Consider the following 25,785-nt stretch of genomic DNA (forward strand, 5'->3'; position numbering starts at 1 on the left):
AACAAAAGCGAAGGAATGGAGCTGCGATGCTCTGTTCCTTCGCTTTTTCGGTTTTTTTAAAGTTTATAAAGATCCAATATAGTGCCTGTATAGGCATCGGCGATGAATTCGTATTGCACCAAAACGCCATCTTCTTTGCGGGAAATTCCCCCGTAATACACATCCGTCTTGGAAGAAAAACGGCTGAGAGGGACAGGGTGCAGCTCGATCCAGGATCCTTCGATGGGAGCTTCAGCCAAGAACATCTTCTTGACGTTTTCCAGGATTTTGTCGCCGTTCACGGTCCGTTTCTGTTCATAGCAAAGGGCCGTCACGACTGAACCAAGCACAAGTCCGGCTCCGAACAAAATGCCGCCCAAGATTTCTTCTTTGTGTTTTTTGCACATGCATTTTTCCAAAAAGTTCATCTTCTGTTCCTCCTCAAAGTAATGCGCTTTCTTGTTTTCTTCTTTCAGTATAGCAATAATACGCATAAAATAATAGGGAAATGTCACAGCCCCGGACCGCAGGAAGGAAACGTTTGCGGAACCGGAGGCTGTTTCGGAACGAATGGAATCGTTGCTATGACAAGGATGCTGCGCTATAATGGAAAGGATAGCCAGACAACAAAGGGGGATCGGGAGCGGCAAAAGCAGAGGATACGTGCTGCTCCATTCAAATATGGAAGACAAAACATTTGCATTGATCAAAGAATTGACTGAATTGCAGGGAACAAGCGGAAACGAACGCACTATCCGCAACTATATGCGCGAGAGAATGACGCCTTTGGTGGATCGCGTCGAGACGGATGGCTTGGGCGGCATTTTCGGGATCAGAGATCATGAGGACGGATCGGCACCGCGCATCATGGTTGCGGCGCACATGGATGAAGTCGGCTTCATGGTGGCCGGCATCACGGATCGCGGGCTCTTCCGGGTCGTTCCGTTGGGGGGCTGGAATGCTTACGTCGTTTCGGCGCAACGCTATACACTGCAGACTTCTAAAGGCGATGTTCCGGTGATTTCTTCTTCCGTTCCGCCACACTTGTTGCGGGGGGCCAGCGAAGGCCATAAAGTCAAAGTCACGGATATCCTGTTCGACGCCGGCTTCGATTCAAAAGAAGAGGCGCTTGCGTTCGGAGTCCGTCCCGGCGATACGATCGTTCCGCAAACCGAAACGATTTGGACCGCCAACAAGAAGAAAATCATCGCAAAAGCCTGGGACAACCGCTATGGGAATACGGTCGTTCTGGAAACGCTGGAAGCACTGAAGGATGAAAAGCTGCCGAACACATTGATTGCCGGCGCCAACGTCCAGGAAGAAGTCGGCCTGCGCGGCACGAAAGGAGCTGTCCATAAATTCAAACCTGATCTGTTCTTCGCGGTGGACTGCTCCGCTGCGGACGATCTGACGACCACAAAGGACACGTTCGGGCACCTGGGCGAAGGCTTCCTTTTGCGGATCCAGGATCCCGGCATGATCACGCTGAAGGGGATGCGCGAATTCCTGCTGGATACGGCGGAGACGCACGCGATCCCGTATCAATATTTCGTTTCCAAAGGCGGAACGGATGCCGGTGCCGCCCATGTCATGAATGACGGGGTGCCGAGCGCGGTCATTGGCGTCTGCGCCCGCTACATCCACACGCATCAGACGATGTTCCATATCGATGATTATGCTGCTGCCAAGGAAATGGTCGCGCAAGTCATCAAAGCATTGGACAAGAGCACGTATGAAACCATCATGGCGATGAATTAGTAAGGAGGAAGAGACTTATGGAGAAGCTGAAAGAGTTGGATCAATTCAAAGAGTTGCGTGATTCGGGAAAAACGGTGTTCGTCTTTATGACAGGCTGGTGCCCGGATTGCCATTACATCCGCCCATTCATGCCCGAGGTGGAGGACCGGTTCGCGGATTTTCGTTTCGTCTAAATAGATCGCGATGATTTCGCTGCGTTGGGCGAAGCTTTGCAGATTTCTGGAATTCCGAGCTTTGTCGCCTATGATAAAGGACAGCTTCTGGGGCGTTTCGTTTCCCGCAACCGGAAGACCCAAAAAGAGATTGAAGCCTTTTTGGCAGAATTGTGATACTATTTCGTTTGGACAAAAATACAGAAGAAGCAAAAAGGGGCAAACAGAATATGTGGTTAAGTTTTTATAATCGTGAAGCAGTCGGGGATACATTGATGTTGACGAAAGGGGATATCGCCGTCCGCCAGGAACAAGCTTGCGAATCAAAAGGCAATGTGACGCGCATTTTCAACAACCGCACGGATGAAACGATGGGATACAACCTTTTTTCGATTTCCGAATCGTTGCCAATGGATGCAAACGGCCAAGTGCTGTTATCCGATGAAGAGGTCGCCAAAGTCAATGAATTGATCCAAGCGGCAGGTTTCAGCGATGCGGTCGTCGTCGATCGTTCGCCTAAATTTGTCGTGGGCTACGTCAAGGAATGTGTGCCGCATGAAGATTCCGATCATCTCTCCGTAACGCAAACGGAAGTGGACAACGGCGAAGTGCTGCAGATCGTTTGCGGAGCGGCGAACATCAAAAAAGGGCAACGCGTCGTCGTAGCCAAACCGGGCGCCGTCATGCCCAACGGTCTGATCATCTGGCCGGGTGAATTGCGCGGCGTTGCCAGCCAAGGCATGATCTGTTCTGCGAAAGAATTGCAGCTGGAAAATGCCAGCCCCAAAAAGGGAATCCTGGTCTTGGATGACAGTTATACGACAGGCGCAGCGTTTTTCAAATAACACTATGGAATTTTGATTGAAAAAGAAGTACTATTATAAAGGAATTTCATTGATGCCGGGCACAAGGGTGTCGGGAGCAGAACAAGAGAGGAGCAGACTGGATGAGTCGCTATGATGGACCAAGTTTTTTTCGGCATGACCATCGTTCGGGAACGGAAGGAAGTCATCCTGCAACACATAAGTTTGATTTTCCGAATTACCTGAAAAAAGAGAATGAAGAGCATGGCAGCCTGGAAGAAAAAGGCGATTCTGCGCAACCATCCGCCTACATCTCGCAAGATTTGCTGCAACCGATGGATACAGTCCCATTCATCCGCCACAACAAGGATGCTTTTGTTTCTTTCAGGGATCAAGCTGTGAAGCCTGTGGAAGGCGTTTTTGCAGCCGAGAAAAAGCGGCTGAAGGGTGAGAAGCAGAAGGAGCGACGCACTGAGCTGGGCATGCATCCTTTCGCCTCGTACAAAAGCAGAAGGCCTTTCCAATTGACCGAAATACCGGAACCGTTGAAAGGCTGGGACAATCTGAAGCAAAAGAAAATAGACTACCGCGCGCTTGCGGCAGCATTGAGGAAAAACAGCTCGGATCTGCTTGTTTTCGAGCTTGCATCAGCTGTCGACGGCAATGCGATCCAAGGGGAAGACAGCATTGAAAAAAGTGATCTGTCGCCGTTGGAAGGCAAAGCCAAACGGGCGATGAACCGCTCGTTGTTGGGAATCATGGAGCAGGAACGCTCCTACGATGTTGCCGAAAAATTTGTTCATGAGCCTGACGAGACTGCCGAAACGGCTGGGTCCTCGTATTTTTAGTTATTGATTTGCAATATTCGGCTGGTTTATGCACTGCGTTTGACGATGCAATGAAATGATTGACATGTTTGAAACTATCTTTTAAACAATTTCATGTATTTTCTTAATCCGTGCGTGCTATACTGATGGCAATTCAACAGCTGGACTGCATGTCATCAGGTCCTAAGCGAATGTTTGAGAGACAAACATCAGAAGGTAGCCGAAAGACTAACCTTCCTTATTCATTTGGAGGTAATTATGGAAACGGAAACGATTTATCATTTTGTCGGCATCAAAGGTTCTGGGATGAGTGCATTGGCATTGATCCTGCATGGGAAAGGTTACCGTGTACAAGGATCGGATGTCGAAACCTATTTCTTCACGCAAAAAGGTTTGGATGATGCAGGCATCAAAATCATGCCCTTCAGTGAAGCAAATATTGCGCCAGGTCTGACGGTCATTGCAGGGAATGCTTTCCCTGACTCGCATGAGGAGATCGCGAAAGCGATAGAACTGGGCTTGCCGGTTATCCGCTACCACGATTTTATCGGCGGTCTGATCAAGAACTACAAGAGTGTGGCCATTACCGGGTCGCACGGCAAGACAAGCACAACCGGATTATTGTCCCACGTTTTGGACGGGATCGCTCCGACAAGCTATCTGATCGGCGATGGCACTGGTTTCGGCCGGGAGGACGCGGAGTACTTTGTGTTGGAAGCTTGCGAATACAGACGGCATTTCTTAGCGTATTCACCGGACTATGCCATCATCACGAACATCGATTTCGATCATCCGGATTACTATCAGGACATCAATGACGTATACAATGCCTTCGATACGTTTGCGTCCCAAGTGAAAAAGGGTGTCATCGCCTGCGGAGAAGATGCCTATGTCCGTGAATTAAAGGGCAAGTATCCGGTCACATTCTATGGCTTTGGTGAAGACAATGATGTCATCGCCAAAAATATCACGAAAAACACAAACGGCAGTCAATTCGACGTGGAAATAAATGGCGAAAGCTTCGGTCATTTTGAGATTCCGTCATTCGGCACGCACAATATCCTGAATTCCTTGGCCATCATCACATTCAGCTGGCTGGAAGGTTTGGATAGAGACAAAGTCGCGGCGCAACTGAAGACTTTTTCGGGTGTCAAACGCCGCTTCAGCGAGAAGATCATTTCCGATATGGTCGTCATCGATGACTATGCGCACCATCCGTCAGAGATCCGCGCAACGTTGGATGCAGCCAGACAGAAATACCCAACCAAGGAAATCATCGCGATTTTCCAACCGCATACTTTCACTCGTACGGTCGCCCTCTTGAGCGAGTTCGCCGAGTCGCTGGAATTGGCCGACAAGGTCTTCCTTTGTGACATCTTCGGTTCCGCACGCGAAAAGGACGGCCAGGTTTCGATCGGTGATTTGGCCGATAAAATCGAAAAAGGCGCAACGGTTTTGAACGTCAACAATATGTCGCCGCTGTTGCAGTTCCATGACGCAGTCGCTATTTTCATGGGTGCGGGGGATGTTCAGAAATTCGAAATGGCCTATGAGGAACTTTTGAGCCACAGTGTACCGACAAAAAATTAATTCAGTAGAACGGTTCTGATTCGCAGATACCGCTCCCGTTTCGCAAACAGTGGATGGCCACAAAAGAGGTGGCCATCCACTGTTTGCTCCAACGACCGGGTATCTAAACGCGAATCATCACCCATTTATTTAGAACGGTTCTGAATCCTCAGTAAAAAGTGCCTCAACGGTCTCTGTACTTAGAAGGCCAAAGACCTCAAACGTCGCACTGTGACGTTTGAGTGCCTAACGCTGAGCTCAGGATTCATCACACACTATTAGCCCAGGGATTGTTTCCTGGGCTTTTTCCAATAAATGGGACCGGAGAGCTAAACGGCTTTTATCGGAAGGGCGTTTTTGATATGATAGACATATATGTGTTCAAAGAAAGGAAAAGTGAAAATGGGTCTGAAAGACATAAAGCTTGGGAAATCGATTGATGAAATTCAAGAGGGGGATTCGTTGACCGTCACGGAAATCATCGAAGACAAAGATATTTTGCTGTATCTTGGTTTGACGAACGATGGGAATCCGCTCTATATTCAACATGATTATTCGCAGACGACTCGGTTCCAAAAGCCGATTGTGCCAACCGTTTTGTTGGTGGGGATCTTGACGAGCAACGTTTCCAAACATTTACCGGGTCCTGGTTCACATATTGTGGATGTTTCTTTGAATGTAATCGAACCGATCTACCACAACAGCACGATCACGTTCAACTTCGAAGTGGAGCGCGTGGATGAGCGCCGCGAACAAGTGACCATCAGTGTCGTCGGCACAAATATGGAGAATGAACGGGTCTTGGATGCCGAATTGATTGTGGAGACGCCCCGCAAGTTGGTTTTTGATGAGGAAGAGAATATGATCGGGGACGATCAAAAAGAAGACGATGCAACTGTCGATACGGGCGCAAACCCCACATCCAAGACAGAAAGCGAATCAGAATAAGCAGAGTTAGGATGTTGACAGATGACTGACAAAAAGAAAAAACTAGTATTGGTGGACGGCAGCAGTGTGGCGTTCAGATCCTTTTTTGGATTGCCGAATCTGGATGGATTCCGCAACAAAAATGGATTGCATACGAATGCACTTTATGCCTTCAACAACATATTGGAACGCATTTTCCAGACGGAGGAACCTACCCATCTGTTGGTGGCGTTCGATTCAGGAAAAACGACTTTCCGTAATGACCTTTATGGCGATTACAAAGGGGGCCGTGCCAGCATGCCTTCGGAATTGTCGGAACAATGGCCTTATTTCGGCGTGTTGGTCCATGCTTTCGGAGGGAAGACATACGAGCTGGTCAATTATGAGGCGGACGACATCATCGGAACCTACTCGCGGTTGGCCGATCAGGCCGGCTATGAAGTCGTCATCATTTCAGGCGACAAGGATATGATCCAATTGACGACAGATAATATCCGGGTCGATATCACCGTCAAAGGCGTTTCGGAATTGAAATCCTACACCCCGGACGTCATCCGTGAAGAATACGGCATCGAACCGAAACAGATCATCGACATGAAGGGTCTGATGGGGGATTCGTCGGATAATTATCCGGGCGTCACCAAAGTCGGCGAGAAGACCGCTTTGAAGCTCTTGACCGAATACGGCTCCATCGAAAACCTTTACGAGCATATCGATGAACTGAAGAAAAGCAAGATGAAAGAGAACCTCATCAATGACAAAGACAATGCCTTCATGAGCAAAACGTTGGCCACGATCGATCTGGATTCGCCCGTGACATTGGCGCTCGATGAACTTGCGGTTGAAGGCAAGCAGATGGACAAGCTGACCGATTTCTATCGCGAAATGGATTTCAACAGCTTCCTGGACAGACTGGGCGTGGCTTCGGAAGACCGCTCGGAATCTTTTGGGGATATCCATTTCGAAGTGCTGACCGAAATCGGTCCCGATCATTTCACGGACCGGATGGCACTGTATGTGGAGATGCTCGAAGACAACTACCATGAGGGCAAAATCCTCGCAGTCAGCTGGGGGACGGATGAGGAAATCTACACGGCTTCATTGGAAACGGTATTGGCGAGTGCCGCCTTCAAGGGATGGGCTGAAAATGCCGAAGCCAAGAAAATTGTCTACGACGGCAAACGGACGATGGTCATGCTGCATTATGCCGGCATCGCATTGGCGGGCATCGATTTTGATATCCTGCTGGCTTCCTACATCCTGAATGCGAAGGACAACAGCAAAGACCTGGCGCAAGTCGCCCAGGAATATGGCTACAACGATGTCTCCTTTGATGAGGCCATCTACGGAAAAGGCGCCAAAACTGCCGTTCCCGAAGACGCCGTGCTCCATGATCATTTGGCGCGCAAAGTTAAGGCGATCCAGGCACTGTTTGCCCAATTGAATTCTGAACTGGAAAGCAATGTGCAAAAAGATCTGTATTACGAAATGGAACTGCCGTTGTCGTTTGTGTTGGCGCACATGGAAATCCAGGGGATCAAGGTGGAACCGCAGCGTCTGCTGACGATGAAAGAGGAATTCGCCGGCCGTTTGCTTGAAATCGAGAAGACCATCTATGCCGAAGCGGGGGAAGCGTTCAACATCAACTCGCCGAAGCAGCTGGGTGTCATCCTGTTCGAGAAGATGGGCTTGCCCGCCATCAAAAAGACGAAAACGGGCTATTCGACGGCGGTGGACGTGCTGGAAAAACTGCAGGCGCAAGCGCCGATCGTGGAGCATATCCTAAATTACCGCCAGTTGGCCAAGCTGCAATCGACCTACGTGGAAGGTCTCCTGAAATTCATCAAACCGGAAACCGGCAAGATCCATACGCGTTATCAACAGACATTGACGCAGACCGGCCGGTTGAGTTCCGTCGATCCAAACCTGCAGAACATCCCGATCCGGATGGAGGAAGGCCGAAAAATCAGGCAAGCCTTTGTTCCCCAACAAGCGGGCTGGAAGCTTTTCGCATCCGACTATTCACAGATCGAATTGCGTGTCTTGGCGCACATTTCCGGGGATGAGCATTTGCGCGAAGCCTTCCTGGAAGGCCAGGATATCCATACTTCGACTGCGATGCGCGTTTTCGGCATAGAGCATCCGGAAGACGTCACCGCCAATCTGCGCCGACAAGCGAAGGCCGTCAATTTCGGGGTTGTCTACGGCATCAGCGACTACGGTTTGTCCCAAAACCTGAACATCACGCGAAAAGCCGCTCAGGAATTCATTGACCGCTATTTCGACAAATATCCGGGAGTGAAACAGTACATGGAGGACGTCGTCAAAGAAGCGAAAGAGACCGGCTATGTCGAGACGCTTTTACACAGACGCCGCTACCTGCCCGACATCCATAACCGCAATTTCAATCTGCGCTCGTTCGCGGAACGGACCGCGATCAATTCGCCGATCCAAGGCACGGCTGCCGATATCATCAAAGTCGCGATGGTCCGGATGGATAAAGTCCTTAAGGAAAAAGGTCTGCAGGCCAATATGCTGCTGCAGGTGCACGATGAACTGATCTTCGAATGCCCGGAAGAAGAAATTCCGGTATTGGAGAAACTTGTTCCGGAAATCATGGAGCACGCCGTCTCCTTGGCTGTGCCGCTCAAAGTGGACAGCAACTTCGGCGACAGCTGGTATGAAGCAAAATAAACAGCCACAAAATGACAAAAGAAAGGGGGATTGCTTATGCCGGAATTGCCGGAAGTAGAAACGATCCGCAAGGGGCTCATCAACCTTGTAGGAGGAGCCGTCATCACGGATGTGGCCGTCTTTTGGGATCGCATGATCACGCCGCCTTTTTCCACGGAACGGTTCAAGACGGTGTTGCGCGGTGAACAGATCCACACCATCGAACGCCGCGGCAAGTATCTGATTTTCTTGCTGGACCACTGGGCGATGATTTCCCATCTGCGGATGGAAGGCAAATATGAGGTGAGCGAATCCGGCGAGCCGCTCAAGAAGCATACCCATGTCATTTTCTATCTCGCCGATGGCCGCCAATTGCGTTACCTTGACGTGCGCAAGTTCGGCAAATTCACCTTGCTGCCGATCGAAAAGCGGGATGATTATGAACCTTTCAAAAAGATGGGACCGGAGCCGACCGTAGATTTCTTCAAATTGAGCAAATTCAAAAAAGACCTTTCCAAGTCGCACAGGGCGATCAAAGCGGTCATCCTCGACCAAAACATCGTTGCCGGCGTAGGGAATATCTATGCGGATGAATCGCTCTTCCAGGCCCGGATCCACCCGCTGCAAGCGGCTGATACAATCGGGCCGGCTGCAGCCAAAAGATTGCACGAAGCCATCATCGATGTGATCAGCAGATCGGTGGAAGCCGGAGGGTCGACGATCCGGACCTACAAAAACACGTTGGGGGAGGCCGGAAAATTCCAAGTCTCCCTTGCCGTTTACGGCCAGACCGGGCAACCTTGTCCGAATTGCGGCCATCAGATCGAAAAAATAAGGGTTGCACAGAGAGGAACGCATTATTGTCCGCATTGTCAACAAATGCCAAGGGTCCGTACGAAGGCGACAGACAGCACCGACATTGCGTACAAAGGGGCGAGATAAACGAACATGAGCTATATATTGGGTCTTACAGGAAGCATCGCTACAGGGAAATCGACTGTAGCGAAGCTGTTTTTGTCTGCAGGCATACCGGTCGTGGATGCGGATCTGGGAGCAAGAGCTGTCGTTCTTCCCGGAACGCCGGGATTGGCGGAAATCATCCGGCATTTCGGGACTGCCTACCTGCTTCCGGACGGCACGCTGGACCGCAAGCGTTTAGGGGCGCTGATCTTTTCGGATGAAGAGAAGCGAGCCGAGCTGGACGCACTGATCCACGAACGCATCAGAGAGTGGATTCATGCAGAAAAAGCGCGCTATATCGCAGCAGGCCATCGACTGGTTGTGCTGGACATCCCTTTGCTGTACGAAGGTGGCTACCAGCAAAGTTGCGATGCCGTGATGGTCGTCTATGTTCCGGAAGAGCTCCAATTGCAAAGGCTGATGATCCGCAACCATTTGGATGAAAAGGAAGCCAAGCGCAGAATCAGCAGCCAACTTTCGATCGAAAAGAAAAAAAAGCTGGCTGACTTTGTCATCGATAATTCCGGGACGATCGCGGAAACCGGAAAACAAGTCAGCGACTGGCTGCGCAAGTATGGCTACGCCTAGCCTGACGGTCCCGGAAAGACCATCTTTTCAAGGTTTTTGAGCCACAAGTATGTTATAATGAAGCGATAATAAACGAAAGAAAAGGGGGAAAGCCGATGCAATGCCCAAAATGTCACTATCACGGGTCGCGTGTTGTCGACAGCCGTCCAGCAGATGAGGGGAAAGCCATCCGTCGCCGGCGCGAGTGCGAACAATGCCATTTCCGCTTCACTACATTCGAAAGGATCGAGCAGACACCGTTGCTTGTCATCAAGAAAAATGGTGCGCGCGAAGAATTCAGCCGTGAGAAGTTGTTGCGGGGATTGATCCGCTCCTGCGAAAAACGGCCGATCGCCCTTGAACAATTGGAGACGGTCGTCAATGAAGTGGAAGCCGAAATCCGTGCCCTCGGGGAAAACGAAGTATCCAGCATCGTCATCGGGGAATACGTCATGGATAAGTTGGCCAAAATAGACGATGTCGCCTACATCCGTTTCGCGAGCGTTTACCGCCAATTTTCGGACCGGAAAACCTTCCTTGACGAACTGAAGAACATGGAGAAGAAGAAAGCCGAACAAGCGGCTGCCGAACATTCAGTCTTCCCATCATCCGATGCTCATCCATCCGAGGCAGGCCCCGGAAAGGAAGAGCCTGAATGAGCTATCCATGGCAAAACATCAGTCCCAAGGATCCGTTCCGGGCAAGCCAGACCAGCTTGATATCCGATGTGGACCGCAAAATCCTGACACAACTGTACCAACCCATCATCGGGCCGCATGCATTCAGCCTATACTTGACGCTGCTCGCAGAGATTCCGCAGGATACCTATTGGAGCAGGGATCTCCTCCATGCCGAACTATTGGCTTTATCCAATGTCGGAATCCCGGAATTCTACCAAGCCCGCGTCAAGCTGGAAGGGATCGGGTTGCTGAAGACGTTCCTTGTGAACGAGCCTGCGAAGCAGTATCTGTACGAATTGCAGCAGCCGCTTTCCAGTCATGCCTTTTTCCGCGATGACCTGATGGGCCTGCTGCTGTACGAGAAAGTCGGCGAACGGAAATACCGCGAACTGCAGCAGCGGTTCAGCCGGCAAGCCAGTGCTGCCCCAAATGCCGAAAACATCACCAAATCCTTTTTGGATGTTTTTTCTTTCTCGGAAAGCGCCTTTGCGGAGCAAGCGCGCATGCGGCAGAACGAGAAAACCTTGTTGGGAGACAGCGGCGCGAATCTTCCCCTGATCGAAAACACTGGCTTTGATTTCGCATTTTTCCGGCAACTGTTGAACAAACAGTTCGTCAAACGCGAATCAATCACCAAAGAACTGGAACACACGATCACGATCCTGCATACGCTGTTTGGTTGCGACGAGCTGCAGATGGCGCAATTCATCCTGGAGGCGGCCGATATCGAATCGGGCAAAGTCGACGGGGAGGCGCTCAAAAAAATCGTGTCCGATGCCTATGAACAGAAACACAGCACCCGTTTGGAGGTAAAGGATAAAGTCACCCAGAGCATCCAAACGGCTAAGGATACTGAAAAAGTCCGGGAGCAGAAGTTGATCCAAGCGCGCTTTTCCAATGAAGAGATCACTTTCATCAAAGCGTGTGAGCAATTGACGCCGCATCAGTTTTTGACCAGCATCAAAAAACAAAAGGGCGGCATCGTGACCTCCTCGGAAACACAATTGCTTCGGACCTTGATGGAGAAGGCCGATTTCAAACCGAGCGTACTCAACGTGCTGACGCACTACGTTTTGGTCATCCTCAACAATCCGCACCTGTCGAAGGCCTATGTGGAAGCAATCGCAAACGATTGGCTGCAGGATGGTGTCGATTCGCCCGAAAAAGCGTTGGCGAAGGCGAAACAATTCGCCGGCGAGATGAAAGCGAAAGCAGAGAAGCGGGCAGCCGGCCGCACGACTGCAAAAAACTACGGCAAGACCGTGGTCCGGAAAAAAGAGAACTTGCCGGAATGGGCCACGGCAGAGAACAAAGCGGTTGTGGAAACGCCGCTGACGCCGGAAGCGCAACAAAAATTGAACGAACGCATCAAGAAATTAAAAAGTAGCGGAAAGGCAGGGGAGGAATGATGGATCATATCGGAAGAGCTTTTTACAAATACATGAATGACCCCGACATCAGCCAACGCTATCAAGGCATGATCGACACGATCATGAAGGATGCCGACGTCCAAGCCTTTTTCCGGAAGCACGAGGAACGCCTGACGCAGGAAATCGTCGAGAGAAGCTATTCGAAGCTGCACGAATATGTGCAGGAAAAGGAGAAAATCAGGCTCGGGAAAGCTTCACAGAATCCGGGCTATGAGCCGAACCTTGTGTTGAATGCCGGGTACATCGATGTCGTCTACACGCCTACCGATGAGACGGTGGCACGGGAGAGGGAAAAGGAATTAAGGAGCCGGGTCCATTCGATGTCGATGCCGAAGGATGTCCGTACGGCGACGTTGGATCGTTTTGTCCAATCGAATGAACGGATGCCGGCCATTCTGGAGTCGTTGAATTTCATCGATGCTTTCAATGCCAATCCGAAAGCGCACCATCAAGCGCTGTATTTCTATGGTCCTTTCGGGGTCGGGAAATCCTATCTCTTGGGTGCGATCGCGCATGAACTGGCGATGGGCGGGCATCTTACGACGCTGATGCATTATCCGACCTTCACGATGGAGATGAAGCAGGCGATTCAGAGCAACACGGTCAACGAAAAAATCGATGCCGTGAAGAAGGCGGAAATCCTGATGCTGGACGATATCGGGGCGGAAGCCAATTCGACTTGGATCCGCGATGAAGTCCTCGGTGTCATCCTCCAGTACCGGATGCAGGAAGACTTGCCGACATTCTTCAGTTCCAACTTCACGATGCAGCAATTGGAGGAGCACTTGCGCATGGGCAACCGCGGCGATGACGAGCCGATGAAGGCAAAACGTCTGATGGAACGGATACGCTTCCTGTCGCGCGAGGTCCCCTTGACCGGGAAAAACCGCCGTTTCGAACAATAGGCCGACGCTCCGCCGTTCTGCAATCAAAAGAGTTGGCTAGCTTTTCTGAAATTAAACTTGAAAACAATTATTTTTTGTGTTTAAATGAAACTCAGATGAAGTGAAAGACAAATCGATGAGAAAGACACCGATGAATGAACTGATTTTTAGCGAGGGATGGCTTGGTGGAACATCCTAATCAATCATGCATTGACCCCTTTCGAGAGATTCCCTGAATTTGCAGTAAGGGAAAACGGTACGCTCGTTATCGCGTTCAAGTCAGGATGATGAGAAGCCAGGAATGCTTCGTTGTCGTTCTTTGAATTTGGGTGGAACCACGTAGACACGTCCCATTTCCGGCATTAGCCGGGAATGGGCTTTTTTGTTGCATTTTTGTCTCAGCCATCAAACATATTAAGTAGGAGGAATCAGCATGTCAGAAATCAAAATCACTTTCCCTGACGGCGCCGTAAAAATATTCGAAGCCGGCGTCACAGTGGAAGAAGTAGCGAAAAGCATCAGCAACAGCCTGGCCAAAAAAGCTTTGGCCGGAAAATTCAACGGGGAATTGGTCGACTTCACGCGTCCGTTGGAGACGGATGGTTCACTTGAAATCGTGACACCGGATCATGCCGACGGTCTGGGGATCCTGCGCCACTCGACTGCCCATTTGATGGCGCATGCCCTGACGCGCCTGTTCCCAGGCATCCATTTCGGTGTGGGACCAGCGATCGAAACCGGCTTCTACTATGATACCGATATGGAAGTGCAGCTTTCCGAAGAGGATCTGCCGAAAGTCGAAGCGGAAATGATGAACATCGTGAAGGCGAATTATCCAATCGTCAGACGCGAGGTGAGCCGTGCGGAAGCATTGGGAATCTTCGCAAACGATCCTTACAAAGTCGAGCTGATCACAGCTTTGCCTGAGAATGAAACCATAACTGTCTACACCCAAGAGGACTTCACAGACCTTTGCCGCGGGGTCCATGTACCGACTACCGGGAGAATCCAAGTCTTCAAGCTGTTGTCGTTGGCGGGTGCCTACTGGAGAGGCAATTCGAACAACAAAATGATGCAGCGCGTATACGGAACCGCCTTTTTCGACAAGAAAGCCTTGGCTGAATTCATCAAAATGCGCGAAGAAGCCAAAGAGCGCGATCACCGCAAATTGGGCAAAGAATTGGACTTGTTCATGGTTTCTCCTGAAGTCGGGTCCGGCTTGCCGTTCTGGTTGCCTAAAGGCGCAACGATCCGCCGTACACTGGAACGCTACATCGTCGACAAAGAAGTGAGCTTGGGTTACCAGCACGTCTACACACCGATCATGGCGAACGTGGAATTGTACAAGACTTCCGGACACTGGGACCACTATCATGAGGACATGTTCCCGCCGATGGACATGGGTGACGGCGAAATGCTGGTATTGCGCCCGATGAACTGTCCGCACCATATGATGGTCTACAAGAACGACATCCACAGCTACCGCGAATTGCCGATCCGCATCGCCGAATTGGGCATGATGCACCGCTATGAAAAGAGCGGCGCCTTGTCCGGTCTGCAGCGTGTGCGCGAAATGACGCTGAACGACGCGCATGCCTTTGTCCGTCCGGACCAGATCAAAGATGAGTTCAAACGGGTGCTGCAGTTGATCATGGATGTCTATCAGGACTTCCAGATCAGCGATTACCGTTTCCGCCTGAGCTACCGCGATCCGGAAGACAAAGTGAAATACTTCGATGACGACGATATGTGGAACCGCGCGGAAGCGATGCTGAAGGAAGCGATGGACGAATTCGGTTTGGAATACTTCGAAGCCATCGGCGAAGCTGCTTTCTACGGACCGAAATTGGACGTGCAGTTCAAGACGGCGATGGGCTTGGAAGAAACCATGTCCACGATCCAATTGGACTTCCTGTTGCCTGAGCGCTTTGACCTGACTTACGTCGGCGAAGACGGCGAAAACAATCACCGTCCGGTCGTCATCCACCGCGGCGTCATCTCCACGATGGAGCGTTTTGTGGCCTATTTGATCGAAGAGTACAAAGGCGCGTTCCCGGTCTGGTTGGCTCCTGTTCAAGCGACGATCATCCCGGTCAACTTGGATCTGCATGCCGATCAGGCGTTTGAACTGAAAACCGTAATGGAACAGTTGGGCATGCGCGTCGAAGTCGATGACCGCAACGAGAAGATGGGGTACAAGATCCGTGCTTCCCAGACACAAAAAATCCCGTATCAGTTGGTCATCGGGGATCAGGAATTGCTGAACGGCACTGTCACTGTCCGCCGCTACGGCTCGAAAGAAACGGCGACTGTCAGCATGGATGATTTCTTGGAAAACGTTCAAGCGGAAATCAAAAACTTCAAATAATCTTATCAAATCCACATTTTTCTGAGCAAATCATGATACAATATGTATCAGTGATGTAGCTTTGATTCTGTTAGCTTGATGAAGGCCCGGAACATGGCGCTTTGTGTTCCGGGCCTTCATTTTCTGTTTAATTTACTGGATAGGAGAGGATGAGTAGATGTTAAGGGATGAATTGATGAACATGCTGGACGGCCGCGAAGATGATATGATCGCTCTGCGCCGTCATTTCCATGAACATCCGGAATTGTCGTTCGACGAAAAAGAAACGGCTGCGTTCATTGCGCGTTTCTACCAGGGCAAACCGGTTGATGTGCAGACGAATGTAGGGAATGGTTACGGGATCATCGTCACGATCAACGGGAAGCAGCCCGGCCGGACCATTGCGTTGCGGGCTGATTTCGATGCGCTGCAGATCGAGGAGCAGACCGGCCTGCCGTTTGCATCGAAAAATCCGGGCGTCATGCATGCCTGCGGACATGACGGACACACCGCTTATCTGATGGTCTTGGCGGACTGCCTGATCCGCTTGAAGGACCAATGGGCAGGCACAATCAAAATCGTGCACCAACATGCTGAAGAGATGGCACCGGCCGGAGCCAAAAGCATCGTGGAATCCGGCTTGCTGGACGATGTCGATGAAATCTACGGCATCCATTTCTATCCGGACCACGAAGTCGGGACAATCTTTTATACCAGTGGTTACGCCTATGCCGGCTGCAGCGACATCAAAGTCGCGATTCAAGGGACAGGCGGGCATGCTTCGCAGCCGCATCGTTCCAATGATACGATTGTGGCGGCATCCAGCTTCGTGATGAACCTGCAGACGATCGTTTCCCGCCGCATCAATCCTTACGATATGGCGGTCGTGACGATCGGCTCCTTCGAAGCCGCCGGCAGCAGCAATGTCATCAAGGACAGCCTGATCCTGCGCGGGGATGCCCGCTACATGGATCTCGAGGTCGGCAAGGTCATCGAGGAGCATTTCCATCGGATCGGCCGCGGCCTGGAGGAGATGTACGACGTGAAGGTGGACATCGACTACAATTCCGATTACCCGCCCTTGTACAACCATCCGCAGGAGACGGCGAAAGCGGTGGCGGCGTTGGAAATGCATGGCATCGGCGCGTATCTGGATCAGGTCATCGCCGCACCGGCCAACACCGGCGCTGAGGACTTCGGGCAATACTTGCTGAAGATTCCCGGAGCCTTCCTCAACGTCGGCGCACGCCCGGAAAAAGCTGAGGTTTTCAACAATCATCACCCGAAATTCGATATCAATGAAAAAGCTCTTTTGGTAGCGGCCAAAGCGGTCGGCGACATCACGCTCACAGCTTTGGAAGCAAAATGAGCGTTTAGGAGGCAGTCAAGAGAATGGATTTAGAGAAAATAGAATCCGCCGTCCAAATGATTTTGGAGGCGATCGGGGAAGACCCGAACCGCTCGGGCATCAAAGATACGCCAAAACGCGTGGCGCGCATGTATGCGGAAATTTTTTCGGGAATTGAAAAGGACCCCACCCGGCATGCCAAAGTCGTTTTCCATGAGGAGACCGATGAAATCGTACTGGTGAAGGACATTCCTTTTTACTCCACCTGTGAACACCATCTGGTCCCTTTCTTCGGCGTAGGCCACATCGCCTACATGCCGAAGGATGGACAGGTGATCGGCCTGAGCAAATTGGCGCGCATCCTTGATGACGTCAGCAAGAGACCGCAGATACAGGAACGGATCACGACAACCGTAGCCGATATCCTGATGGAATTCCTGGAGCCGCAGGGGGTCATGGTCGTGCTTGAAGCCGAGCATATGTGCATGACGATGCGCGGCGTCAAGAAACCGGGCAGCAAAACGGTCACATCCGCCGTCCGCGGTGCTTTCGAGAACTCTTCAAAGTCCAGAAGCGAAGTGCTGGAATTGATCAAACTGTAGACGAAAATGTTGACGAGGAGCAAGCAACTTGAAACTAAAGACGAAGACGAAGGTGTATGACCTTTCGCAGCGCAGTTATATCATGGGGATCCTGAATGCGACGCCGGATTCGTTCTCCGATGGCGGAGAGTGGAACACTGCCGAAAAAGCCGTCGCCCACGCACTGGAAATGGTTGCGGATGGCGCCGACATCATCGACATCGGCGGGGAATCCACCCGTCCTGGACATGTCCAAATTTCTGATGAAGAGGAAATCGCGCGGGTTGTGCCGATCATCAAGGCCGTCAAGGCTGCGGTCGATGTGCCGCTTTCGATCGATACCTACAAATCGGCGGTGGCCCGCGCGGCTTGCGAAGCCGGCATCGATATCATCAACGACATCTGGGGCTGCAAGTACGATCCCGAGATCGCTGTGGTTGCCGCGGCATTCGAAGTTCCGATCATTCTGATGCACAACCGGGAAAAAGCGGATTATGCCTTTCTGATCGAGGACATGCTCGAGGACTTGGCGGAGAGTGTGCGGATCGCAACAGCCGCAGGCGTCAAGAGGGAGAACATCATCCTGGATCCCGGTTGCGGATTCGCAAAAACCTACGAAGACAATCTGAATGTGGTCCATCAACTGAAGCGCTTTGCCGATTTGGGTTATCCGCTGCTCTTGGGGACATCCCGGAAACGTTTCATCGGAACGGCACTCGGGGATATCCCTTTCAAGGAGCGCGATCTGGGGACGGCGGCAACCACCGCTTTGGGCATCGTGAATGGTGCGCAGCTGTTCCGGGTGCACAATGTCAAGGCCAATGCGGAAGTGGCACGGATGATGGACATCATGCTGAAAAAAGGAGAGAGTCCGATTGGATAAAATCTATTTGAACAATCTGCAGTTCTATGCCTTCCATGGATTGAACGCAGAGGAAAAGGTGCTCGGTCAACGTTTCAACGTAGATGTTGTCCTGCACACCGACACAAAAAAAGCCGGCTACAGCGACAAAATGGAGGATTCGATCCATTACGGCCATGCCTACAAGGCGGTCAAAGCGGTAGTGGAGGGTGAAAATTTCAATCTGATCGAAGCTTTGGCGGAGCATATCGCGATCGCTTTGTTCGCACGCTTCGGCGGGCTGCAGGCTTGCCAAGTGAAAGTGATCAAACCGGATCCGCCGATCGTCGGCCATTATGATTCCGTTGCAGTGGAGATCTACCGCGAAAGGGAAGGGAGCTGAGAGGCGTGCCTATCGCATACATCGCACTAGGGACGAATCTGGAACCGCGGGCGGCGCATCTTGATGAGGCTTTGGCACTTTTCCGCGCTTTGCCCGGCGTCACGGTGAGACGCGTATCGTCCATCTATGAATCAAAACCGGTCGGCTATCTCGACCAGCCGGATTTCCTGAACCTTGTTTTCGAAGCGGAAACGGATTTGCTGCCTTTGGATCTGCTGGATAAGTGCCAAAACATAGAACAGGAGCTCGGAAGAGTGCGCACGATCCGCTTCGGACCCCGCACGCTGGATGTTGATATCATTCTTTACGGGCTGGAAAGTTTAGAGGAAGAGCGGCTGACCGTTCCGCATCCTAGGCTGCGGGAGCGCACCTTTGTGCTGTTGCCGCTCTTGGAGTTGAATCCGGAACTGGTTGTTCCGAAGTGGGGCAAGACCGTCAGAGAATTGGCGGCGGATTTGCCGGAGCAGGACCTGGAGGAAATCTGGAAATACGCGCCGGCTTCCTGATGCAGGGAACCGATCATCAGCCCAAAATGATGATTTCACCGAAAAAGCCTTGACGTTTCCGCTGCAAGAGGGTATACTATAAAAGTTGAGAAATTAAGCAGAGGCACCCGCTTCTCGCCTGAGTGGACAATCGCGTCCCTGGGCCGGATATGTACAAGTAACTTGCAGCAATGCAAGTATTGTCGGCGGGTTATTGTAATCCGCCGACTTTTTTCTGCGTTCTTTCTCTCAAATATCATGGAGGTGAACGACCATAGCAAAAGATATGATGGTTAACGACGGCATTCGTGCTCGTGAATTACGTGTCATTGGCAGTGATGGCGAGCAACTGGGAGTCAAATCGAAAAATGATGCATTGCAACTTGCAGAAGCAGCAAATTTGGATTTAGTTTTGGTATCGCCTAATGCAAACCCGCCCGTTGCCCGTATTATGGATTACGGCAAGTTCCGTTTCGATCAACAAAAACGCGAACGTGAAGCCCGTAAAAACCAAAAAGTGGTAAGCCTTAAAGAAGTACGCTTGAGTCCTTCCATCGACGAAAATGATTTTCAAACGAAATTGCGTAACGCACGCAAGTTCTTGGAAAAAGGTGACAAAGTGAAAGCATCGATCCGTTTCAAAGGGCGTGCGATCACTCATAAGGAAATCGGACAAAAAGTCCTGGATCGCCTTGCATCTGAACTTACTGACGTTTCGACGATTGAATCTCATCCTAAAATGGACGGCAGAAGCATGTTCTTGATGTTGGCGCCAAAAGCCGATAAATAATTTGTAACTTAATTTAGGAGGAAAGACAAATGCCAAAACAAAAAACTCACCGTGGTTCAGCTAAACGTTTCAAAAGAACTGGTAACGGCGGACTAAAACGCTGGAGCGCTTTTACAAGCCATAGATTCCACGGAAAAACGAAGAAACAAAGACGTCAATTGCGTCAAGCTTCAATGGTCAGCGCATCTGATATGAAACGTATCAGCCAACAATTAGCACAAGTCAAATAAATCAAAACACAACTACAATACGAGATAGAACCTTGGTTCTAATAAGGAGGAAATCACTATGCCACGTGTTAAAGGTGGGACAGTAACCCGTAAACGCCGCAAAAAGATCATCAAATTGTCTAAAGGTTATTACGGTTCAAAACACACATTATTCAAAACTGCTAAAGAACAAGTAATGAAATCTTATACTTATGCTTACAGAGACCGTCGTCAAAAGAAACGTGACTTCCGCAGACTGTGGATCGCGCGTATCAATGCGGCTGCTCGCATGAACGGCATGAGCTACAGCACTTTGATCCACGGATTGAAACTTGCTGGCATCGAAATGAACCGCAAAATGTTGGCTGACTTGGCTGTTACCGACGCTGCAGCTTTCACTGCAGTAGCTGAACAAGCTAAAGCTGCATTGGCTAAATAATTTTGGAATCGCCGCTTCTCCGGTCTTGACCGAGAGTGCGGCGATTTTTTGTTTTTCTTGCAGGTAATGTTATACTGAAGTTATGTCAGTAAATCAATTGGAGGTATCATTTTGGAAGAGAAAGAACTACAGATGCTGGTCGACTTGACGGATGCCAGAGGCGTTCCGGGCAACGAAGGAGAGGTCCGTGGAGTCTTCAGACGCTATGCCGAACCTTTCGCGGAAAGCTTCGCGCAGGACGGTTTGGGCGGCATCTTCGCCAAACACACCGGCACAGAAGCGGGACCGACCATCCTGTTGGCGGGCCACTTGGATGAAGTCGGGTTCATGGTCACGGCCATAACCGAGAAAGGTTTCATAAAATTCCAGACGTTGGGAGGCTGGTGGAACCAGGTTATGCTGGCCCAGCAAGTGGAAATCACCAGCTCGAAAGGAGTGCGCTATCATGGTGTCATCGGCTGCAAACCGCCGCATGTATTGACGCCGGAAGCCCGCAAAAAGCCTTATGAAATCAAGGATATGTTCATCGATATCGGGGCTTCGTCAAAGGAACAGGTGGCGGAATGGGGAATCAGACCTGGCGACATGATCACGCCCTATATTTCCTTCCAACGCATGAACGATTCGAAATTCCTGTTGGCGAAAGCTTGGGATAATCGGATCGGACTGGCCGTAGCCTTGAAAGTACTGGAAAACGTGGCAGAAACAGGGCACCCGAATGTGATTTTCAGCGGCGGGAATGCCCAGGAAGAAGTCGGGCTGCGCGGCGCGAAGACAGCTACCCACATGATCCGGCCGGATATTGCGTTCGCCTTGGACACAGGCACTGCCGGGGATACGCCGGGTATGACGCCGCAAGAAGCGGATTCCGAACTCGGAAAAGGCCCGCAATTGTTGATTTATGATGCATCGATGATACCGCATCGCGGCTTGCGCGACTTCATTGTCGGGGTAGCGGAAGAATGCGGCATTCCTTTCCAGTACACGGTCATCACGGGCGGCGGTACGGACGCCGGTGCCCAACACCAGAGCCTGGACGGGATCCCGTCGTTTGCGATCACGGTGCCGGTGCGGTATCTGCATTCGCACACGTCCATGATCCATGAAGATGACTATCTGAATGCAGTCAAACTGGTCACGGAGCTGGTCAAACGTCTGGATACCGCAACGGTCGAGCAGATCCGCGAAAATGTCTAAAAGAATAACAGCGTGAATATCTGTCGAAAAATATCCACATATTTTCGTTGCGGGATAGAGTAAGATAGAGATAATAAGAACGTGAACAGCAAGAAAGCGAAAGGAGGGGACGGCAGGATGGAGAAGTTGAAAAGACGCATCGCAATCATCGGCAGCGGTCTGAGAGGATTGACGGCGGCTTATGAGATCGATAAAGCCATCCGGGAACAAAACCTTCCGTTTGAATATGTTCTTCTCGAGGAGAGGGCTGGTGTCGGCGGCATGATCCATACGATTGAAATGGATGGCTACGCGATTGATGTGGGCGCATCAGCTTTCGATTCGAGACGGGCGGATATTTCCGATTTTCTGCAGGGATTGGGTCTGGAAGAGGAACGGCAATTCAGTATCGGCGGGAAATTGGTGCTGTTCGACGGCAACGCGGTCATCGAAGACACCATGCCTACCTATCACGGCATGCCGCTTTTTCTGCATGACATTTGGCAAGCCGGCGGGCTGACTTTGGACGCTAAGCTGAGAGCATTCATGAACGGTCTTTTCCTTTCCAAAAACCTGCACGAGAACCCGGAATACTCCACCGATAATTTTTTGGAATTCCGTTTGGGACGTGAAGTCGTCGATTACATGGCGGAGCCCTATTATCCGGATAATGTCTACGGCTCCATGGAGTTGCTGCCGGTGAAACTGTTCGATGAGAATTTGGTGACCATCTATGGGAAAACCCATATCGGGAAACAGAAGCGGGAGCATCTGTTGCGTTATGCGGACGGCTCCGGTCAGGAGTATACCTTCAGAAAAGGCTTGGCTGCCTTGACCGGACGCCTTGCGGAGCGCCTGGAAGGGCACATCTACCTGAACCAGAAAGTAAAATCGGTGGGCAGATTGCCGGAAGAGCTTTTGCTGGTCGAACTGAACGGACGGGAGTCCATGCGCGTGGGCAGTGTCGTCGTCACAACGAACCCGCAGGAATCGCTCGGCTTCCTGGAAAGCTTCACCCGGGAAATAGCTTTTCCGAAAGCCCAAAGCACAAGTGTCGGCACGGCTTTTTTCAAGCTCGACAAAAAGACGGTCAAAAACTTGCCTGATGGGCAAGGCTATGTGATCCCCCGGAGGAGTTCTTTCCACAGCACCAAGATTGTCGTGCTGAACAGAAAGTGGCCGCTTTTTGAGCACGCGGAACACTATTACGTGCTGGTGGAATTCGGCAGACGTTTGGAAGAGACTTTGATAGAACTGGCGGATGATCTTGTGATGGACATCATCAAGCATGAATTGAAAGAAATGCTTGATTTGACAGCGGAGCCGTTGCAGGCGACTTTCTATCGTTGGGAAAAGGCTGTGCCGCATTTCAGCCTGCAGCAACGGCAGGAAATGCTGGATGAGGGCTATCAAGTGTGCGCAGCCTACGCAAAAAACGGTATTTTTGTCGGAGGGAACGGAATCACCGGTTACGGCATGGAAAATGCCATCAAAGAGGGCAAACGCTTAGCTGACGAGACCATCCGCTACATGAAAAATCTGGAAGAGCACGCGAATCCCTAAACAATATGAAACAGCCCGCCTATCTGTTTGAGTACAGTTGGCAGAGGGCTGTTTTTTCTTTTCGAGTAGCCTTTGGCGATAGTTGGTGTTATAATGAAAGCGTAAAATTCGATCTGTTTTGTTTTTGGTATTTAACTGTCTCTGTTTTGGGGGCGAACAGAGATAGTCGTTGAGCGTGGCCGCAGTCATGCTATAATCTAACTAAGATTCCTGGCTTATCAAATATTGGATTGGGGGACGATTTATGAAATTGACAATTTTGGGCTGCATGGGCGGCTATCCTACAAAAGATGTCGGCACGACAGCCTACCTGCTGACATCCGGGGATTTCAAACTCTTGATCGATGCTGGCAGCAACGCCTTGTTGTCATTGGAGCATCATCTGGACCCGCTGGATCTGGATGCGGTCATCCTGACGCATTATCACGCCGATCATATCGCTGATTTGGGTGTCCTGCAATACACTTTTCAGCTGAAAGAGCCTGCAGCGGGAAAGTCAAAAAAAATACTGCCGATCTACGGACATGACGAATCGGATTTCTTCCGGCTGCTGGAAATGCCCGGAGTGAGCGAAGGGATTGCCTATAATCCAACCGAATCCTTGGAACTGGGCCCGTTTCGGATCCGCTTTTTGAAAACCATCCACCCGGTTCCGTGCTATGCGCTGCGGATCGAAGAAATCGCCACCGGCAAAGTCTTCGTTTTCGGGGCTGATTCAGCTTATTTACCGGCGCTTGTGCCTTTCGTGAAAGCGGCTGACCTGTTTCTGGCTGATGCGAATCTGTTCAACGGCAACGAGCGGCACCATGCGCATATGACAGCAGGTGAGGTCGGGGCGATCGCAGAAGAAGGGGCCGTCAAGCAGTTGGTCCTGACGCATTTGCCTCAAAAAGGCGAGCTGTCCGTCCTATTGGATCAAGCAAAAGAAACTGCGCCTTCGGTAGAAGTCACACTGGCGGAAAAGGACAGGATCTTCGAAATCTGACCGCAACAACCGAAAAGAAACGACAAATCGATTCAAGAACAGGAGAGGAATGAGTATATGTATTTTGTGGATAATCAAGGGCAATTGGATCCCAGCGTAAACATCGCACTGGAGACATTTTTATTGAAGGAAAAAATTTTGGATGAGCCGATTCTGCTGTTTTACATCAATGAGCCGTCGATCATCATTGGCCGCAACCAGAATACGATCGAAGAAATCAATGCGGATTATGTGGAAGCGAATAAGATCCATGTTGTCCGGCGCATGTCCGGTGGTGGCGCAGTGTATCACGATCTGGGGAATTTTTCTTTCTGCTTCATCACAAAGGATGACGGGGATTCATTCCGCGATTTCGGAAAATTCACAAAACCGGTCATTTCTTTTCTGCACAGCGTCGGCGTGAAGGATGCCGAGCTGAAAGGAAGGAATGACTTGGTCATCGGGGAGAAAAAATTCTCGGGAAATGCCATGTACGCAACAAACGGCAGGATGACAGCCCATGGAACGATCCTGTTCGACTCCGATTTGGACGCAGTGACAGGTGCTTTGAAACCGCGCAAAGAAAAAATCGAATCGAAAGGAATCAAGTCAATCCGCAGCCGCGTTACCAATATCAAGCCATTTGTTGATGAGGCTTATCAAAATCTGACGACTGAGCAATTCCGCGATTTGATGCTGCTGTCGATTTTTGGCGTCAAAACGCGCGAAGAAGTCAAGGAGTACCATTTGACCGATGCGGACTGGAAGCGCGTATATGAAATCCGCGAAGAGTACTTCGGCAACTGGGATTGGAATTACGGCAAGTCCCCTAAATTCGAAATCCAAAAACACCATCGTTTCCCGATCGGATCCATCGAAGTCCGCTTGAATGTTGACGAGGGCCATATCCAGCAGCTGAAAATTTTTGGCGATTTCTTTGGATTGGGGGAAATCAAGGACGTTGAGGATGCCTTTATCGGAGTCCGCTATGCCAAAGAGGACATCCTGGACAAGTTGAACGAACTTGATGTAAAGAAATACTTCGGCAATGTGACGGCGGAAGAATTACTTGAAGAATTGTACTGAAAAGAAAAGAGAAGCGTAAGCGCCAAATAATCAGGTAGCTTATCAGGATGATTAATTCCATTTATACTTCAGTTATCATAGATAACGGAGGTACCCAAATGGAAAGACAGCCGGACATTGTCCCTATTCAGTTAGATAGTCAAAACGACTTTGATCCAATGCCACACGAGCGAAAACTTGCTTTTGAAATAAAGGATATGGATCGAAACCGAACGGTTTCAGTATATCAAGGCATTGAAAAATACATCCTATACGCTTTATTGAAGGAGCTGTGATGGATGATTGTTGATTACACCAAGGTTAAGCACATTTATCTTGTTTGCGGAAAAACCGATATGCGTAAG

General features: G+C 50.5%; 27 protein-coding genes. 26 read left to right on the forward strand and 1 reads right to left on the reverse strand.

What is annotated here, in order from left to right:
* Nucleotides 1–56 precede the first annotated feature (56 nt).
* On the reverse strand, nt 57–407 hold the full coding sequence (locus tag BMX58_RS10440; RefSeq protein WP_239420505.1) for a PepSY domain-containing protein: 351 nt from the start codon (nt 405–407) through the stop codon (nt 57–59).
* A gap of 253 nt (nt 408–660) precedes the next feature.
* On the opposite strand from BMX58_RS10440, the gene pepA reads away from it, so the two are divergent.
* From pepA to BMX58_RS14695, 26 genes are all read left to right on the forward strand, one after another.
* Nucleotides 661–1,737: a glutamyl aminopeptidase gene (pepA, locus tag BMX58_RS10445; protein ID WP_068621294.1), complete on the forward strand. Its 1,077-nt coding sequence runs from the start codon at nt 661–663 to the stop codon at nt 1,735–1,737.
* 17 nt (nt 1,738–1,754) lie between these two features.
* Complete coding sequence (locus tag BMX58_RS14940) at nt 1,755–1,910, forward strand: thioredoxin family protein (protein ID WP_239420506.1); 156 nt, start codon at nt 1,755–1,757, stop codon at nt 1,908–1,910.
* A 209-nt stretch (nt 1,911–2,119) separates the two neighbouring features.
* Nucleotides 2,120–2,734, forward strand: a complete 615-nt coding sequence (gene ytpR, locus BMX58_RS10455; RefSeq protein WP_068621201.1) for a YtpR family tRNA-binding protein — start codon at nt 2,120–2,122, stop codon at nt 2,732–2,734.
* A 101-nt stretch (nt 2,735–2,835) separates the two neighbouring features.
* Nucleotides 2,836–3,540, forward strand: coding sequence for a hypothetical protein (locus BMX58_RS10460; RefSeq protein WP_068621203.1), 705 nt, complete (start codon nt 2,836–2,838; stop codon nt 3,538–3,540).
* A 237-nt stretch (nt 3,541–3,777) separates the two neighbouring features.
* Nucleotides 3,778–5,109, forward strand: coding sequence for a UDP-N-acetylmuramate--L-alanine ligase (gene murC / locus BMX58_RS10465; RefSeq protein ID WP_068621205.1), 1,332 nt, complete (start codon nt 3,778–3,780; stop codon nt 5,107–5,109).
* Between the two features lie 381 nt (nt 5,110–5,490).
* Entirely contained in the window at nt 5,491–6,036 is a 546-nt protein-coding gene (locus tag BMX58_RS10470) for a MaoC/PaaZ C-terminal domain-containing protein (protein WP_068621207.1), read from the forward strand.
* A 21-nt stretch (nt 6,037–6,057) separates the two neighbouring features.
* Nucleotides 6,058–8,709 carry a DNA polymerase I gene (gene polA / locus BMX58_RS10475; RefSeq protein WP_068621209.1) on the forward strand — a complete coding sequence of 884 codons (2,652 nt, stop codon included), beginning with the start codon at nt 6,058–6,060 and terminating at the stop codon, nt 8,707–8,709.
* 36 nt (nt 8,710–8,745) lie between these two features.
* Nucleotides 8,746–9,630: a DNA-formamidopyrimidine glycosylase gene (mutM, locus tag BMX58_RS10480; protein WP_068621211.1), complete on the forward strand. Its 885-nt coding sequence runs from the start codon at nt 8,746–8,748 to the stop codon at nt 9,628–9,630.
* A 6-nt stretch (nt 9,631–9,636) separates the two neighbouring features.
* Complete coding sequence (gene coaE, locus BMX58_RS10485; protein ID WP_068621214.1) at nt 9,637–10,236, forward strand: dephospho-CoA kinase; 600 nt, start codon at nt 9,637–9,639, stop codon at nt 10,234–10,236.
* A 95-nt stretch (nt 10,237–10,331) separates the two neighbouring features.
* The gene (gene nrdR, locus BMX58_RS10490) at nt 10,332–10,874 is read left to right on the forward strand and encodes a transcriptional regulator NrdR (RefSeq protein WP_084253755.1); all 543 of its coding nucleotides are present in this window, start codon (nt 10,332–10,334) and stop codon (nt 10,872–10,874) included.
* Complete coding sequence (locus BMX58_RS10495; protein WP_068621216.1) at nt 10,871–12,304, forward strand: replication initiation and membrane attachment family protein; 1,434 nt, start codon at nt 10,871–10,873, stop codon at nt 12,302–12,304. The genes nrdR and BMX58_RS10495 overlap by 4 nt, the downstream gene beginning before the upstream one ends.
* Nucleotides 12,304–13,230, forward strand: a complete 927-nt coding sequence (gene dnaI, locus BMX58_RS10500; protein WP_068621218.1) for a primosomal protein DnaI — start codon at nt 12,304–12,306, stop codon at nt 13,228–13,230. Before BMX58_RS10495 ends, dnaI begins: the two co-directional genes overlap by 1 nt.
* A gap of 412 nt (nt 13,231–13,642) precedes the next feature.
* Nucleotides 13,643–15,577: a threonine--tRNA ligase gene (gene thrS / locus BMX58_RS10505; protein ID WP_068621220.1), complete on the forward strand. Its 1,935-nt coding sequence runs from the start codon at nt 13,643–13,645 to the stop codon at nt 15,575–15,577.
* 157 nt (nt 15,578–15,734) lie between these two features.
* Nucleotides 15,735–16,925, forward strand: a complete 1,191-nt coding sequence (locus BMX58_RS10510; protein WP_068621222.1) for an amidohydrolase — start codon at nt 15,735–15,737, stop codon at nt 16,923–16,925.
* A gap of 23 nt (nt 16,926–16,948) precedes the next feature.
* Nucleotides 16,949–17,506, forward strand: coding sequence for a GTP cyclohydrolase I FolE (folE, locus tag BMX58_RS10515; RefSeq protein ID WP_068621224.1), 558 nt, complete (start codon nt 16,949–16,951; stop codon nt 17,504–17,506).
* Between the two features lie 82 nt (nt 17,507–17,588).
* A complete protein-coding gene (folP, locus tag BMX58_RS10520; protein ID WP_084253765.1) occupies nt 17,589–18,368 on the forward strand; it encodes a dihydropteroate synthase in 780 nt (259 codons plus the stop codon).
* Nucleotides 18,361–18,729 (forward strand): dihydroneopterin aldolase, encoded by a 369-nt coding sequence (folB, locus tag BMX58_RS10525; protein ID WP_068621227.1) that lies wholly within the window; start codon nt 18,361–18,363, stop codon nt 18,727–18,729. Before folP ends, folB begins: the two co-directional genes overlap by 8 nt.
* A gap of 5 nt (nt 18,730–18,734) precedes the next feature.
* Nucleotides 18,735–19,235 carry a 2-amino-4-hydroxy-6-hydroxymethyldihydropteridine diphosphokinase gene (folK, locus tag BMX58_RS10530; RefSeq protein WP_068621229.1) on the forward strand — a complete coding sequence of 167 codons (501 nt, stop codon included), beginning with the start codon at nt 18,735–18,737 and terminating at the stop codon, nt 19,233–19,235.
* A 265-nt stretch (nt 19,236–19,500) separates the two neighbouring features.
* Nucleotides 19,501–20,004 (forward strand): translation initiation factor IF-3, encoded by a 504-nt coding sequence (infC, locus tag BMX58_RS10535; RefSeq protein ID WP_068621231.1) that lies wholly within the window; start codon nt 19,501–19,503, stop codon nt 20,002–20,004.
* 29 nt (nt 20,005–20,033) lie between these two features.
* Complete coding sequence (gene rpmI / locus BMX58_RS10540; protein ID WP_068621233.1) at nt 20,034–20,234, forward strand: 50S ribosomal protein L35; 201 nt, start codon at nt 20,034–20,036, stop codon at nt 20,232–20,234.
* A gap of 58 nt (nt 20,235–20,292) precedes the next feature.
* Nucleotides 20,293–20,652, forward strand: a complete 360-nt coding sequence (rplT, locus tag BMX58_RS10545) for a 50S ribosomal protein L20 (RefSeq protein WP_068621235.1) — start codon at nt 20,293–20,295, stop codon at nt 20,650–20,652.
* Nucleotides 20,653–20,763: 111 nt separating this feature from the next.
* Nucleotides 20,764–21,849, forward strand: coding sequence for a M42 family metallopeptidase (locus tag BMX58_RS10550; RefSeq protein ID WP_068621237.1), 1,086 nt, complete (start codon nt 20,764–20,766; stop codon nt 21,847–21,849).
* A gap of 117 nt (nt 21,850–21,966) precedes the next feature.
* Entirely contained in the window at nt 21,967–23,391 is a 1,425-nt protein-coding gene (gene hemG, locus BMX58_RS10555) for a protoporphyrinogen oxidase (protein WP_068621239.1), read from the forward strand.
* A 244-nt stretch (nt 23,392–23,635) separates the two neighbouring features.
* Nucleotides 23,636–24,376 (forward strand): MBL fold metallo-hydrolase, encoded by a 741-nt coding sequence (locus BMX58_RS10560; protein WP_068621241.1) that lies wholly within the window; start codon nt 23,636–23,638, stop codon nt 24,374–24,376.
* A 57-nt stretch (nt 24,377–24,433) separates the two neighbouring features.
* Complete coding sequence (gene lplA / locus BMX58_RS10565) at nt 24,434–25,441, forward strand: lipoate--protein ligase (RefSeq protein WP_068621243.1); 1,008 nt, start codon at nt 24,434–24,436, stop codon at nt 25,439–25,441.
* A gap of 98 nt (nt 25,442–25,539) precedes the next feature.
* A complete protein-coding gene (locus BMX58_RS14695; RefSeq protein ID WP_157077219.1) occupies nt 25,540–25,716 on the forward strand; it encodes a hypothetical protein in 177 nt (58 codons plus the stop codon).
* Nucleotides 25,717–25,785: the final 69 nt, after the last annotated feature.

This window comes from Trichococcus ilyis (genome assembly GCF_900109135.1).
Lineage (GTDB): Bacteria > Bacillota > Bacilli > Lactobacillales > Aerococcaceae > Trichococcus > Trichococcus ilyis.

What these genes read in the sequence shown, in the direction of transcription:
- infC (WP_068621231.1), top strand. Translation starts at nt 19,501, where the DNA reads ATGATGGTTAACGACGGCATTCGTGCTCGTGAATTACGTGTCATTGGC.
- BMX58_RS10440 (WP_239420505.1), bottom strand. Translation starts at nt 407, where the DNA reads ATGAACTTTTTGGAAAAATGCATGTGCAAAAAACACAAAGAAGAAATC.
- folE (WP_068621224.1), top strand. Translation starts at nt 16,949, where the DNA reads ATGGATTTAGAGAAAATAGAATCCGCCGTCCAAATGATTTTGGAGGCG.
- polA (WP_068621209.1), top strand. Translation starts at nt 6,058, where the DNA reads ATGACTGACAAAAAGAAAAAACTAGTATTGGTGGACGGCAGCAGTGTG.
- coaE (WP_068621214.1), top strand. Translation starts at nt 9,637, where the DNA reads ATGAGCTATATATTGGGTCTTACAGGAAGCATCGCTACAGGGAAATCG.
- hemG (WP_068621239.1), top strand. Translation starts at nt 21,967, where the DNA reads ATGGAGAAGTTGAAAAGACGCATCGCAATCATCGGCAGCGGTCTGAGA.
- BMX58_RS10510 (WP_068621222.1), top strand. Translation starts at nt 15,735, where the DNA reads ATGTTAAGGGATGAATTGATGAACATGCTGGACGGCCGCGAAGATGAT.
- BMX58_RS14695 (WP_157077219.1), top strand. Translation starts at nt 25,540, where the DNA reads ATGGAAAGACAGCCGGACATTGTCCCTATTCAGTTAGATAGTCAAAAC.
- dnaI (WP_068621218.1), top strand. Translation starts at nt 12,304, where the DNA reads ATGGATCATATCGGAAGAGCTTTTTACAAATACATGAATGACCCCGAC.
- pepA (WP_068621294.1), top strand. Translation starts at nt 661, where the DNA reads ATGGAAGACAAAACATTTGCATTGATCAAAGAATTGACTGAATTGCAG.
- BMX58_RS10460 (WP_068621203.1), top strand. Translation starts at nt 2,836, where the DNA reads ATGAGTCGCTATGATGGACCAAGTTTTTTTCGGCATGACCATCGTTCG.
- mutM (WP_068621211.1), top strand. Translation starts at nt 8,746, where the DNA reads ATGCCGGAATTGCCGGAAGTAGAAACGATCCGCAAGGGGCTCATCAAC.
- BMX58_RS14940 (WP_239420506.1), top strand. Translation starts at nt 1,755, where the DNA reads ATGGAGAAGCTGAAAGAGTTGGATCAATTCAAAGAGTTGCGTGATTCG.
- nrdR (WP_084253755.1), top strand. Translation starts at nt 10,332, where the DNA reads ATGCAATGCCCAAAATGTCACTATCACGGGTCGCGTGTTGTCGACAGC.
- BMX58_RS10560 (WP_068621241.1), top strand. Translation starts at nt 23,636, where the DNA reads ATGAAATTGACAATTTTGGGCTGCATGGGCGGCTATCCTACAAAAGAT.
- rpmI (WP_068621233.1), top strand. Translation starts at nt 20,034, where the DNA reads ATGCCAAAACAAAAAACTCACCGTGGTTCAGCTAAACGTTTCAAAAGA.
- murC (WP_068621205.1), top strand. Translation starts at nt 3,778, where the DNA reads ATGGAAACGGAAACGATTTATCATTTTGTCGGCATCAAAGGTTCTGGG.
- BMX58_RS10470 (WP_068621207.1), top strand. Translation starts at nt 5,491, where the DNA reads ATGGGTCTGAAAGACATAAAGCTTGGGAAATCGATTGATGAAATTCAA.
- BMX58_RS10495 (WP_068621216.1), top strand. Translation starts at nt 10,871, where the DNA reads ATGAGCTATCCATGGCAAAACATCAGTCCCAAGGATCCGTTCCGGGCA.
- ytpR (WP_068621201.1), top strand. Translation starts at nt 2,120, where the DNA reads ATGTGGTTAAGTTTTTATAATCGTGAAGCAGTCGGGGATACATTGATG.
- lplA (WP_068621243.1), top strand. Translation starts at nt 24,434, where the DNA reads ATGTATTTTGTGGATAATCAAGGGCAATTGGATCCCAGCGTAAACATC.
- rplT (WP_068621235.1), top strand. Translation starts at nt 20,293, where the DNA reads ATGCCACGTGTTAAAGGTGGGACAGTAACCCGTAAACGCCGCAAAAAG.
- thrS (WP_068621220.1), top strand. Translation starts at nt 13,643, where the DNA reads ATGTCAGAAATCAAAATCACTTTCCCTGACGGCGCCGTAAAAATATTC.
- folP (WP_084253765.1), top strand. Translation starts at nt 17,589, where the DNA reads ATGGGGATCCTGAATGCGACGCCGGATTCGTTCTCCGATGGCGGAGAG.